The organism is Ectobacillus funiculus (assembly GCF_004138295.1).
Taxonomy (GTDB): Bacteria; Bacillota; Bacilli; order Bacillales; family Bacillaceae_G; genus Ectobacillus; species Ectobacillus funiculus.
Window position 1 is genome coordinate 38,930 of sequence record NZ_SCFM01000029.1, and the last position, 12,868, is coordinate 51,797.

Sequence of the window (12,868 nt, forward strand, 5' to 3'; positions counted from 1 at the left end):
ATTTTTTGCCGAAAGCTGCCCTTTTATTAGAATCTAATTGCACCTTGCTAGATAAAAACTTTATATTAGTTCTTTGCTTGAAGTCTTACGAGACCAAACAACTACAGGAATAAGCAGAAGTGATAGGATAGCTCCAGAAAGTGATAGTACTGCATAACTAGAATGAGCGACTACTATTCCCGATAACGCACCGCCCGAGGCACCTGATAATGCAAGCAAGACATCAACCGACCCCTGTGTTTTGGCGCGAACAGATGGATGTGTTGCATCTACAATGAGAGCAGTTCCACTTATTAATCCAAAGTTCCAGCCAACACCAAGCAGGACTAGCGCGCAGATAAGCAGTGCCATTGAATCTGCTGGCGCAAAAGCTGCCAGCAGACCAGAGGCCAGAAGTGTGGCACCCGCAGCAACAGCCATTGCAGTACGACCGACTTTATCTACAAGCAGGCCGGTAACAAGTGAAGGAAAATACATAGCGCCTACATGAAAGCCTATGACCAAGCCCACTTCCCTCAAACCATGGCCATGATGTCCCATGTGGATCGGTGTCATTGTCATAATGGCTGCCATGACAAATTGAGTCAAAACCATAATGGTAGCACCTACGACAATTCCTCTTTTATTGATTGTAGAATTTTCCGCATTCAGTTTTTCCTGCACCATATGCTCTTCCTCCTGGGCATTCGCTAGGGCTGTAGACACAACCAAAGGGTCTGGACGAAGAAAAAGCAAGAGAACCAATCCGGCAAGGATAAAAGCAGCGGCTGCTAAGATAAAGGGACCAGCCAAAGTTGGAACACCAATAGAATTCGCAAATTGTCCCATCACATCGACCAAGTTAGGACCCGCTACAGCACCAAAGGTAGTAGAAACCATGGCCATGCTCACAGCAGTTGCCCGCTGTTTAGCTGTCGCCAGGTCTGTACCTGCGTAGCGTGCTTGCAGATTTGCGGCAGTACCCGCCCCATAAATAAGCAGGGAAGCGAATAAAAGCAAGATACTGTTGATTAAGGCGGCGATTATAATACCGATCGCACCTAATCCACCAGCAAGAAAGCCGGCTGCCAGTCCGGCTCTGCGCCCAAAACGCTGTGAAAGCCGGCCTACCAGCAGTGCGGACCCTGCAGATCCTAAAGTGAGTAAGGCAACGGGAATCCCCGCTGCACTTTCCGTTCCCAGCATATCTTGGGCGAGAAGTGCACCTACCGTTATACCAGCTGCCAGTCCTGCCCCTCCAAAGATTTGCGAAAGGATCACAATTCTTAATGTTTTTTTATAGAGCCGTTGTTGTTTTTCTGGTGAATCAATATAATCCTGTAACCAAACAGGCTGCTGTTTTGGTCTGCTGATATCTTCTGTTTCAGCTATCATAAACTGCACCTCCTAATAAAATAGTTTTTTAATTAAAAGCTTTGGCAGACTATTGAGCAATACTTAAATAAATAAGAAGAAGCTCATGATTATTAACAACATAATCACGAGCCCCTTGTATTTCTCCAGTGCAAATGAATGCTTCAAAACTGTGCAAAATAAAAATTAAAATTCACAATTAAACGTAACATAAAAATGTCTATCTGTCCGTTTTTAGCTTAAAATGTGTGTGATTCGCCGTCATCTGGCACTAAAAGATTAGCGGAGATTCCTTTTTCATAAGCAAAGCTTTTTAGTTCTTCTCTGGATAATGTCCAATGGTTGACAGCTTCCATATGAACCGAAATAATTTTTGCGTTAGGGGCAGCTTTAGACATTTCATAGATATCATGTTTGCCCATGACAAGAGAGCCGCCTTGAAGGAATTGATTATCACCGCCATTTACCACAATGACTTCTGGTTGATGTGTATCAATCACTTCTTGAATCGCTTCATACCAGACCGTATCTCCAGCTACATATAACGTCTTTTCAGTTGGGTGTTTGAAGACAACGCCACACACTAAACCAGCAAGCTTTAATATTTCTCCTCTTCCGTGCTCTCCCTTTGTTTTCATTAATTGGATGTCCCCAAAGACTGTCTCTTCTTGTAACACTTCTACATTTTGAAATCCAGCATTTCGAACTTCTGTCGCATCCTCTTCATTTTGTACAAACATTTTGATATCTTTTGGCAATACTTCTTTGGCAGTATCATCCCAGTGATCTAAATGCAGATGAGTGACAATCACAGCATCTACGTTAATAATATTTTCAATTGATATAGGTAAGCTAACTAAAGGATTAAATTGATCTTGCCTTAACGAATTAGGAAAAGGAGGGTATGTACCCTTCTCTGCTAAAAATGGGTCAATTAAAAACTTTTTCCCAGCATATTGGACAACGAGCGTAGCATTTCTGATTTGTTGGATATTCATATCGATAACTCCTTTTCTTTTTATTTGCGTTTGCTGCTTGTGCTTAGTTTATAATATGGGCAGGTACTATTTACATAGATAAAATCAAGTGTTTTTACCGTTTGACTTGAATTTTGAAAGGAGTTGATTTCATGTTGGATCAAACAGACATGCGAATATTAGAAGAATTATCTAAAAATAGTCGTATTACTATGAAGGAATTAGGAGAGAAAGTTCATTTGACTGGGCAAGCTACTTCGGCTAGAGTTACGAAGTTAGAAGATAATGGAGTAATTGAGGGTTACACAATTAAAGTGAATCAGGTTAAATTAGGGTGTTTTATACATGCTTTTATTACTATCTTTACACAAAGCATTTATCATCAACCTTATCTCTCATTTATAGAAACACAAGAGAAATATATAATAAATAACTATAAAATTAGCGGAGATGGTTGTTATCTTCTTGAATGTAAATTTCCATCTCATGAACTATTAGATCAATTTTTGGTAGACTTAAACAAGCATGCAAACTATAAATTATCGATTGTTATTAGTAAATAGTGCAGCAATAAAAATGGGATGTTTGTGAATAAACATACTCAGGTTATAGGAGACAAAAGTTTAAGATTATGCTCCAACAACCCGATTAGCGGCTTTCTTAATAGGGCTAATAGAGCAAACCATTCAATATTCAAGGAAAAGACAGGAGATCCAAGAAGGTATATTCATTCCTTCTTGGATCTCCTGTCTTTCTGTACCCACCTTATTTTCTTTGTTAATTTTCATGATTTTTATGTATCTTTTCATCTTAATTATTTATGAAGTCATGAAGTATATAAGCTTAATTTAATAAATGCTCATGTTAGCAGTACAAGTTTGACAATTACAGGCTTGCATTCCTTGAGGAGAAGTTTCTCAGCTGTTTTTTGATAAAAGCAAACGAAGCAGGCAACATACATTCCTACTCCGCCTGCTTCGGATTGCTAATTGTTAAGTTTTGTAAAAAAAGAGTGGCGGACACGTAGCGCTTTGCAAGCATTTGGAAATGGGCAGTATGTACCGACAGGGCTGCAATTACAATGACATTTCGAACCGCTTCCCGTTGATCCGCGTGAAGATTAGGAAATGAGTTGGCCCAATCAGCTGCCCTTGCTTCAATTTCCTGCTCAATCGCTATAATGGCGTCTCCTCCAGAGGCAGCAGTCGCTTCCCTGAAATTCAATTTCTCAAATAGAGAGGAGTATGCCGAATATAAACGGATCGGGCTAATTAAGTCATCATCTCTATCTGACGGATCATTTACAATTAAACTAAGCAGCTTGCGAATGGAATCAAAGTCCAGCGCTGTTTTTAAATCTTCTACGATAAATAAAAGAGCGGCTTGCTCAATGGAATATTTCTTCCCTCTTTGCGGGGGACCGACCATATCCTTCAAATCCCGCTTTACCCAGTTTTGCAAGGCGGTTACAGAGAAGCTTGTATGCTGAATCTGATTGCCAAGCGCACCGATTTCATTAAGGGAAAAGCCAATATCGAGCTCTTCTGTTTTTACGAGCTTTTCAAAAATAGGCGGCAAGGCGGTTGTGATGAATGCATTCATTGGTATCTCGTACGTTGTTTCTGTTTTGCGAGACTTGATCCAAGCATCCTGCAAAACCGTTAGTGCTTTTTTCTCGTTCCATCCCTTAAGGGAAAGAAGCAGGTCCGCCATCTCTTTTCTTGTTAGCTGAAGGATATTCATGTTTCCCACCTCGAGCAATATGGAGTTCTTATGACCTTATCTTATTAGTTATTCGTTAGAAAGTCAAACTATGAAACTATTTAACACTTGACGTTCTTTATAATAGTTCATATAATAGGTTCATAAGAACTTGATAAAATCTAGCAAAGAAAAGAGGAGTATTCTACGTATGATGAAAAAGTTCATCGGATTTCTAACAGCGCTTATGCTTATGTTCGCAGCTATCAGCTTTATTTCTCCTGATTCGGCAGAAGCAAAAGGATACAAGTCAGGAAGAAAATCGTATAGTCCAACTCAGAACGAAACGGTTGTCCAAAAGAAAGATTCAACTGTAAATTCATCTAAGTTACAACAGGATTCCAAAGCGCCGGTAACAGCTAAAAAGAGCGGCGGATTTCTAAAGGGAATGCTTCTTGGCGGAATTGGCGGATTACTTCTTGGCAGCTTGTTTGCTGGTCTTGGTCCAATTGGTGCTATACTCGCGTTTTTTGTTAACATGATGCTGCTGGCTGGAATTGTTATGATAGGAGTCAAACTATTTAAGTATTGGAAGAAGAAGAAGCGACAACAGGAGATGGAAGCATGGCGTCGCTAAAAATTTCCGAACAGCAAATTATTAATGCCCTTTGCTTATACATCGCTCAGAAACGACAGGTACAGCCTCAGGAGGTAGTTGTAGAGCTTATGTATGATGATGATTATGGTTACTCTGCTGAAGTAGAAGTAAACAATCGTCAGCAAATTTTAATCCAAGCCAATATGATTGAAGCGCTTCGCTTTTGGCTGGATACTCAGCAGAATATTGACCCATTCTCTGCAAGGCTGCGCTTTGAACTTCATGATGAAGAAGGCATCATCGCGTTTGCGACAGTTGGAGAATAAACATGATAATGAGTCTGCCACAGTTCCGCTGCTGTGTTCAGATATAGCAATTAGCAATTCCCCCTACCCTTTATATATAGGTACAGGAGGCTCTATGCTTCTTGTATGTGTTCAGGCTATGAAGAAGCTTTTCTTCATAGCCTATTTTTTCCTCCGTCTGGAAATTTATACTTTCCTACAGTGTGAAAAAAGAGAAGCAGCTATCACTACTTGTATGAGACAAGGTCACCTCGGTGACTTTGTCACGTACAGGAAAGTGTGAGCTCTCCCTATTTGCTCTATGAGAAGCTTGTTGAACGGCTCTGTATTTCGCTTCCTAGGAAAAGGATATGGAATCTCCCACCTCAAGGAGCGTTAGCGAGTAGGTGGGAGTAGTTCAATTGCTATAGTAGAGTTAATACAAATGACTGAGTGTTGCCAATGTACATAAAAGCAGTGTCACGCCAAGACCGTTGGAAATAATTTTGGCAAACAGTTCCCAGCTGCATTTTGAGTAGATTTTTATATGTAGGGCGATGATGAAACTAATGCTAACACCGAAGAAGATAAATCCAAGCATAGAGTATGGGCTAAGTATATCCAGCATGTCAAGTTCCTCCTTCGCATATATGTAAAAGATGAATTATTTACATTCTATTATTCACAAAATTGTCAAAAAATCAAAATATAATTTCAACATGCTTGTTGAATAAGAAGAAAGCTTTTCTAGAGCAGTCATTTCAACTATAACGTTTGACTGTACAGTTTTACGTAAAGTATAATACTGATAACATATAGAATAAGGTAGGAGAAACGGGAGGTGAACACCTTAGTTCATTGAACTGAGGGGCGTTCTTGGACATATTTAATTTAGTCATGATTGCAATTTTAATTGCTCTTACAGGCTTTTTTGTTGCAGCAGAGTTTGCGATTGTAAGAATACGGAGCAGCCGTATCGATCAGCTTGTTTTAGAAGGAAAACGCGGGGCTTTATCCGGGAAGCATGTTATTACACATCTAGATGAGTACTTATCGGCATGTCAGCTCGGAATTACTGTAACAGCACTTGCGCTTGGTTGGCTAGGAGAACCAACCGTGCATCATATGTTGGAGCCAGTGTTAGAACATTTGAGCTTTTCTGATTCGGTTGCTGGAACCATTTCCTTTATCGCTGCTTTTTCTATTGTGACGTTTTTACACGTTGTAATAGGGGAATTAGCGCCAAAGACAATGGCGATTCAAAAGGCAGAGCGCATTACACTATTATTCTCTCGGCCTTTAATTCTTTTTTACAAAGTCGCATATCCATTCATCTGGACACTTAACACTTCAGCTCGTGTTATAACAGGAATATTTGGATTAAAACCAGCTTCGGAACATGAAGCTGCCCACTCTGAAGAAGAGCTGCGTCTTATTTTGTCAGAGAGCTATGAGAGCGGAGAAATCAATCAGGCTGAGTATAAGTACGTAAATAATATTTTTGATTTCGATAATCGGATTGCTAAGGAAATCATGGTTCCGCGTACAGAAATTGTTGGTTTGTATGCAGAGGATCCAGCTTCTGAGCATATGAGCATTATTCGAACTGAAAAGTATACGCGTTACCCTATCTTTGGGGAAGATAAGGATCATATTATAGGTATGGTGAATGTAAAGGATTTCTTTATTCATTACATGGATGGGGGACAGGCAGAACCGCGGTCCATTAGGCAGTTTATGCGACCAGTTATTGAGGTCATGGAAACGATCCCGATTCATGATTTACTGCTTGAGATGCAAAAAAAGCGTGTTCCAATGGCCATTTTATATGATGAGTATGGTGGAACCGCAGGACTTGTTACGCTCGAGGATATTTTAGAGGAAATCGTCGGAGAGATTCGTGATGAATATGATGAGGATGAAAAGCCGCCTGTGCAGCATATTACCGATTATCATAAAATTGTTGACGGCAAGGTGCTAATTAGCGATGTAAATGATTTATTTGGTTTGCACATTGATGATGAAGATGTAGACACAATCGGCGGTTGGGTGATGACCCAAAATCATGAAATTCAACCAGGTCAAATTCTTGAAGAGGGTGGCTATGAATTTAAGGTGCTAGCTAAAGATGCCCATCAAATCAAACGAATAGAGATTCGTAGGCAGGATATAGAGGAGCAGGCAGTAACCGTATAGCATAGGGTTGCTGCCTGCTTTTTTATACTTTATACCAGAAAGTATAAATTTCCAGCTAGAAGCAAACTCGACGTAGCGGGAAATTTCAGGAACAAAGTGTAAGTGCAACTACACCTCTGTTTTCGCCAATCGGCGAGTTTTCTTTATCTGTTTGTAACCGTAAAGTAATCCGTAATAAATTGCTGAAACCGTTTGGCTGTAGGTGATAAGTATCTCCCTTCAACCGAGGCAAGTCCAATTACACGCTTACATTTTGGAGAATGTAGACGTAATCGTGAGACATTCGACCAATCGAAGCCTTTAAAGTCAGGGATAATTGTTACTCCGAGACCAGCTGCAACGAAAGCCGCTATCGTATGGACCTCTTCCCCTTCAAATGTAATATTTGGACTAAGACCCGCTTCGTGAAATAGCTGAGTTGTAATACTCCGAAGCCCGCTCCCCCTCTTTAAAAGGATGAAGGATTCTTTTGCAATTTCCTTCAATGTAACTACTTTGCTGCCAGCTAAACGATGATTGCTCGGAACAATTACAAATAATTCTTCACTCCATAAAGGAGTCCAATGGATTTGTTTGTCCGTTTCAATTGCAGAAACAAGACAAAAATCAATTTCACCTGACTTTAATTGTTTAATGAGTAAATCGTTGCCGCTTTCCTTAAGTTGAAAATGAACATGCGGGTAATCAGCATGAAATGCTCCTACTAGAGTAGGGATGAGATATGTGCCAAGTGTGGGCATAAAACCGAACGATACCTCTCCATAATCTGGATTCAATAAGTCTTGAATTTCCTGTTTTCCATCCTGAAATTCCTTCAAAATACGATCTGTCCGTTTTAAAAAAAGCTGCCCGTAATGATTTAGCCGAATCGTTCGCCCTTGCCGTTCAAATAGCGGAACGCCTAGCTCTTCTTCTAATCTAGCAATGGAACGGCTTAAGGCTGGTTGAGAAATCGACAAAGCTGCGGCTGCCCGAGTAATATGCTGTATACGAGCAACTACTTGAAAGTATTCAATGTGCTGCCATTCCATAGAGCTTTCATCCCCTTTTTTACCAATATCCGAATAATACCTATTATGCATGAAAACGATGCAAATAATAAATTAGACATTATGCTTTGTCAATATTATTATATGTTACATAACAAAGCAATACATATTTTGTAAGAGTAAGGTAGACAGTATGGCAAAGAATGTATTGTTAATGGAAAGCAGCTCAGTATGTCTGTTGTAGAACAATAGGATAGGTATCAGATGAGGGAGTATAGTGAGAATCTTTATATCAAATTGCTGTAGATGAAACAAGCAGAAAAGGGGATATTGTATGTTAACTTTACGCGAGGAAGCATTGCAAATGCATAAGGAAAAGCAAGGAAAACTAGGCGTGCACTCCAAGGTTGAGGTGCGTGATGCAAAAGATTTAAGTTTGGCTTATTCTCCAGGAGTGGCAGAGCCGTGCTTAGAAATTCACAAGGATGAAAGTAAAGTGTATGACTACACGATGAAAGGAAATCTTGTGGCGGTTGTATCGGATGGAACTGCGGTGCTTGGACTTGGAAATATTGGTCCTGAGGCAGCTATGCCGGTTATGGAAGGAAAGGCTCTTCTTTTCAAGTCATTTGCTGATGTTGATGCATTCCCAATCTGTTTGGACACTACAGATGCTGATAAAATTGTCGAGATGGTACAATTGCTTCAACCGACATTCGGCGGTGTAAACTTAGAAGATATTGCAGCTCCAAAATGCTTTGAAATTGAGGAACGCCTGCGTGAAAGCTGTAACATCCCAATTTTCCATGATGACCAACACGGAACGGCGATTGTTACTGCTGCTGGACTTATCAATGCTTTAAAGCTAGCTGATAAAAAAATGGAAGATATTCGCGTTGCGGTAAATGGTGCTGGTGCGGCTGGCGTGGCCATTGTGAAGCTATTGCTTCGTATGGGAGTACAGGACGTTATTCTTTGTGATACAAAGGGAATTATTTATGAAGGACGCCCAGTTGGTATGAATCCATTTAAAGAAGCAATGGCACTTATTACAAATAAAGAGAAAAAACAAGGCACACTTGCAGATGCGCTTGTTGGGGCTGATGTATTTGTCGGTGTATCAGCTGCAGGAGCGGTTACAAAGGACATGGTTCGAACAATGAACCGTCAACCAATTATCTTTGCTATGGCAAATCCGGTACCGGAAATCATGCCGGACGAGGCAAAGGAGGCTGGAGCGCTTGTTGTCGGGACAGGACGCTCTGATTTACCAAATCAAGTGAACAACGTCTTAGCCTTCCCAGGCATTTTCCGAGGCGCGTTAGATGTACAAGCGAGCGAAATTAATGAGGAAATGAAACTGGCAGCTGTTCACGCAATTGCCGGATTAATTTCAACGGAAGATCTTCACGCTAATTATGTTATTCCTGATCCATTTGATTACCGCGTTGCCGCTGAGGTAGCAGCAGCTGTTGCGAACGCGGCCATGGAGACGGGTGTTGCACAAAGAACAGCTAACGCGGAAGCAATCAAACAACGCTTATTGGCAGCGGCTGATAAGAAAGCGGTTCTTGTATAAAGATACTACCCTGACGAAAGAAAAAATCTGTGCATCTGAGGGTAAGCATGGTACCCATATAGAAGAAACAAATATCACAACAAAGCTAAAAGCAGTGGATTTCAGAGAAGAAATCACACTGCTTTTAGCTTTTTGATTGGGAAAATACTTTAATTGACATGAAGAGGTAGTGAATTACAATAGAACAAAGTAGAAGCTACGGGTACTCTGAAAAAGAACTGCTTAATCTGATGGTAGACGTTTTCTTTTCATAAACAAGTATGCTGAGAGCCCGTACTCTGATTATGTGGCATTTCCTGAGTCAGGTTTTCCCTGCTGTATTGTGGAGATACGTTCCTGCTCTGGTTCTATATGAATTAATACTTTCGGATTGTGCAGAACTTGTTGTAAATCCTTCTCAATATCATTACAAATTTCGTGTGCCATTTCGACCTTCATGTTGCTTGGTACAACAAGATGGAGGTCAATATGTTCTTCTGAACCTGCGCGGCGTGTACGAAGATCATGGTATTCAAGATAGCGGTTTTGGTACTTATCCAAAATGCTGCGGATCGTCGCATTTTCTTTGTCAGACAGCCCGGTATCTACTAAAGGGTGGAATGCCTCTTTTACAAGATGAAGTGCTTCTTTCATAATATATAGCGCGATGGCAATTCCGATAATCGGGTCTAGAATTGTCCAGTTCGTTAGGCTGACTAACACTAAGCTTGCAGCAACGCCGAGTGAGGAATACACATCTGTTAATAAGTGCAAAGCATTCGAGCGCATTGCAACGGAACGGGCCTTCTCTCCTGCCCTTTGCACTGTTTTTCCTACAATAAAATTAATAACGGCACCGAGAAGCATTGCTCCTACACCAAGCCAAGGAAGCCGGATGGGAGCAGGATGCAGGATTTTTTCTACTGACTCGTAAATAATCCATATGCCGGCTACAAAAATTAACAGTGTCTCAACGGTTCCCGATACATTCTCAAATTTCCCGTGACCATAGGGATGCTTTGGATCAGGTGGTCTGCTTGCAACGCGTACCGCAAAAAAAGCAATAAGAGAAGCAGCGAGATCTAGAGATGAATGAATTGCTTCAGAAACAATAGCAACGGATCCTGTGACAAATCCAATGACAAGCTTTAGAGCTACTATAAACGCATTGCTGGCTACGGAAAGAGAGGCAATTGTGCTTGTTTTCAAATTGGTCACCTCCTATAGTGTGTAATGATGTAGGCTATTTTTTCTTACACTGTAAGAAAGGATTAATCTCCAGTTGGAAGCAAATTCGACGTAGCCGGAAATTATAGGAATACAGTGTAAGGGCAACTACGCCTCTGTCTTCACCTAATGACTCTCCAATCAGCAAGTTTCCTTTATACTTTTATAACATGTATACACATTACCTGTTGTGACAAATAAAAAGAAACGTATCGTACTGAGAAATAGCAAAGCGTTAGAAATTAAAGATTTGTTTGTTTTTGTCTCTGCCATTTAGCCTCGTTTTGTTTCTGTATTGTATCCTTTCCTTCCTGTTCATTGTTCATTCAGATGCACGATAGTTTTACTTTGAATACGATGTGTCGTTTGTGAAATAAAAGCATATAAATTGATGCATATTAAACAGGAAAGATAGGAGAAAGGAATAAAAAGATGGACACAGCATTACTTATAGAGATGACGTGTTATAATAAACGTATATTTCACAAAAAGGGAGATATATGATATAGAACATAATTGTCATCTAAACAGATTACCTACTTACATATAAGGAGAGCCGATTTGATTGGACATGAGTGACAGGAGAAGCCTCGTCATACGTCATATATTTGCCCATCTTTTTATTAATGAGGTTATTTTTTATGGCTGTAACGACACTCGACGTAAAGAACCCGCCGAGACTTCAAATAAACAGTACAGCTTTATATATTTATAGTGACTCAGAATGATTAAATCTCCCCCTGAATGTGTTCATTCAGGGGGTTAATTTGCCTATACGAATGTTTTGCACTGTAAGAAAGTATAAATTTCTAGCTAGAGGGCGAGTTTTCTTTATTTAGAAAGTAACCCGTTTCATACGGCTCATTGAAACAGGAATTCACCATTCTGAAGCGAATACAGCACTTGAAAGAAGTCGAGAAGCAGGAGGAAAAAGAGGGGGAAAAAAAGTGAAAACACGCGTAACAGAAATGTTCGGTATTCAATATCCAATTGTACAGGGCGGCTTAGCTCATCTGGCTTACGCAGAACTGGCGGCGGCTGTTTCAAATGCAGGCGGTCTCGGACAAATTACCGCTATGACACTTGGCACACCAGAAAAGCTGCGGGACGAAATTCGTAAGGTTCGAACGCTTACTAGTCAGCCATTTGGCGTTAATTTTGCTATTGGTGCACATCATGGACAATATAAGGATTTGCTGGAGGTTGCTATTGAGGAGCAGGTGCCGGTACTTTCTATCACTGGCGCAAACCCAACACCTATTTTTGAACGGCTGCAGGGAGAAAATATTCGAACGCTCGTACTTGTCGCAGGTGTTAGACAAGCGCAAAAAGCCGAGGCACTTGGTGCAGATGCAGTGATGGCTGTTGGTCAGGAAGGCGGTGGCCATATAGGCCGTGATGATATCGGGACAATGGTACTCATTCCGCGTGTTGTTGCCTCTGTATCCATACCCGTATTAGCTAGCGGCGGGATTGGAACTGGCAGTGGCTTATTAGCTGCGCTTGCACTTGGAGCAGAAGGGATTGAGATGGGTACACGCTTTATTGCAACAAAGGAATGTATTCATGCGAATGAAGTATATAAACAAGCGATTGTGAATGCAAAGGAAACAGATACAGTTATTATTAAAAGAACATTAGGAGCACCGGGGCGTGTGTTAAAAACAGAATATACGCAACAGATTATCGCCCGGGAACAAGAAGGTGCAACGTATGAAGACTTAAAGGATGCGATTAGCGGCAAGGCTAACTGCCGTTATATTTATGAGGGAAAGGAAACAGATGGGTTCGGCTGGGCCGGGCAGGTTGTTGGTCTTATTGATACTATCCCTACAGTACAAGAGCTATTGAATGAGATGATTTCCGAAGCTGAAGAAGGACGATTGCGTCTTGGCAGAATATTTAGAAGCGTAGAGTAGGTACATAGAGAGGTAAAAGAGCCGATATTCTTCATAGGATCGGTGATGTTTGCCCCTTACAAGGAA

12 protein-coding genes are annotated in these 12,868 nt (G+C 40.8%); 6 read left to right on the forward strand and 6 right to left on the reverse strand.

Translation table 11 applies throughout. The features are described 5' to 3' along the window. Positions 1–60 precede the first annotated feature (60 nt). Together EP737_RS17350 and EP737_RS17355 are read right to left on the reverse strand one after the other, a co-directional pair. Entirely contained in the window at positions 61–1,374 is a 1,314-nt protein-coding gene (locus EP737_RS17350; RefSeq protein ID WP_129729255.1) for an MFS transporter, read from the reverse strand. Positions 1,375–1,592: 218 nt separating this feature from the next. Beyond that, on the reverse strand, positions 1,593–2,351 hold the full coding sequence (locus EP737_RS17355) for an MBL fold metallo-hydrolase (RefSeq protein WP_129729257.1): 759 nt from the start codon (positions 2,349–2,351) through the stop codon (positions 1,593–1,595). A gap of 131 nt (positions 2,352–2,482) precedes the next feature. Between EP737_RS17355 and EP737_RS17360 the strand changes: the two genes are divergently transcribed. Continuing rightward, the gene (locus EP737_RS17360; protein WP_129729259.1) at positions 2,483–2,893 is read left to right on the forward strand and encodes an Lrp/AsnC family transcriptional regulator; all 411 of its coding nucleotides are present in this window, start codon (positions 2,483–2,485) and stop codon (positions 2,891–2,893) included. A gap of 400 nt (positions 2,894–3,293) precedes the next feature. On the opposite strand, the gene EP737_RS17365 is transcribed toward EP737_RS17360, so the two are convergent. Continuing rightward, positions 3,294–4,073: a DUF1836 domain-containing protein gene (locus EP737_RS17365; protein ID WP_165350847.1), complete on the reverse strand. Its 780-nt coding sequence runs from the start codon at positions 4,071–4,073 to the stop codon at positions 3,294–3,296. A gap of 169 nt (positions 4,074–4,242) precedes the next feature. On the opposite strand from EP737_RS17365, the gene EP737_RS17370 reads away from it, so the two are divergent. Together EP737_RS17370 and EP737_RS17375 are read left to right on the forward strand one after the other, a co-directional pair. Further along, positions 4,243–4,668 carry a hypothetical protein gene (locus EP737_RS17370; protein WP_129729261.1) on the forward strand — a complete coding sequence of 142 codons (426 nt, stop codon included), beginning with the start codon at positions 4,243–4,245 and terminating at the stop codon, positions 4,666–4,668. Then, entirely contained in the window at positions 4,656–4,955 is a 300-nt protein-coding gene (locus EP737_RS17375) for a YxcD family protein (RefSeq protein WP_129729263.1), read from the forward strand. The genes EP737_RS17370 and EP737_RS17375 overlap by 13 nt, the downstream gene beginning before the upstream one ends. Before the next feature lie 394 nt (positions 4,956–5,349). Here EP737_RS17375 and EP737_RS17380 read toward each other — a convergent pair whose 3' ends face one another. Next, the gene (locus EP737_RS17380; protein ID WP_129729265.1) at positions 5,350–5,541 is read right to left on the reverse strand and encodes a hypothetical protein; all 192 of its coding nucleotides are present in this window, start codon (positions 5,539–5,541) and stop codon (positions 5,350–5,352) included. Positions 5,542–5,810: 269 nt separating this feature from the next. Between EP737_RS17380 and EP737_RS17385 the strand changes: the two genes are divergently transcribed. After that, the gene (locus EP737_RS17385; protein WP_425455928.1) at positions 5,811–7,109 is read left to right on the forward strand and encodes a hemolysin family protein; all 1,299 of its coding nucleotides are present in this window, start codon (positions 5,811–5,813) and stop codon (positions 7,107–7,109) included. Between the two features lie 143 nt (positions 7,110–7,252). Here EP737_RS17385 and EP737_RS17390 read toward each other — a convergent pair whose 3' ends face one another. Further along, positions 7,253–8,140: a LysR family transcriptional regulator gene (locus EP737_RS17390; protein ID WP_129729269.1), complete on the reverse strand. Its 888-nt coding sequence runs from the start codon at positions 8,138–8,140 to the stop codon at positions 7,253–7,255. Positions 8,141–8,432: 292 nt separating this feature from the next. Between EP737_RS17390 and ystJ the strand changes: the two genes are divergently transcribed. Continuing rightward, positions 8,433–9,677, forward strand: a complete 1,245-nt coding sequence (gene ystJ / locus EP737_RS17395) for an NADP-dependent malic enzyme (RefSeq protein ID WP_129729271.1) — start codon at positions 8,433–8,435, stop codon at positions 9,675–9,677. 282 nt (positions 9,678–9,959) lie between these two features. Here ystJ and EP737_RS17400 read toward each other — a convergent pair whose 3' ends face one another. After that, positions 9,960–10,865 carry a cation diffusion facilitator family transporter gene (locus EP737_RS17400; RefSeq protein ID WP_129729273.1) on the reverse strand — a complete coding sequence of 302 codons (906 nt, stop codon included), beginning with the start codon at positions 10,863–10,865 and terminating at the stop codon, positions 9,960–9,962. Positions 10,866–11,830: 965 nt separating this feature from the next. Here EP737_RS17400 and EP737_RS17405 point away from each other — a divergent pair. Then, positions 11,831–12,802: an NAD(P)H-dependent flavin oxidoreductase gene (locus tag EP737_RS17405; RefSeq protein ID WP_129729275.1), complete on the forward strand. Its 972-nt coding sequence runs from the start codon at positions 11,831–11,833 to the stop codon at positions 12,800–12,802. Positions 12,803–12,868 lie beyond the last annotated feature (66 nt).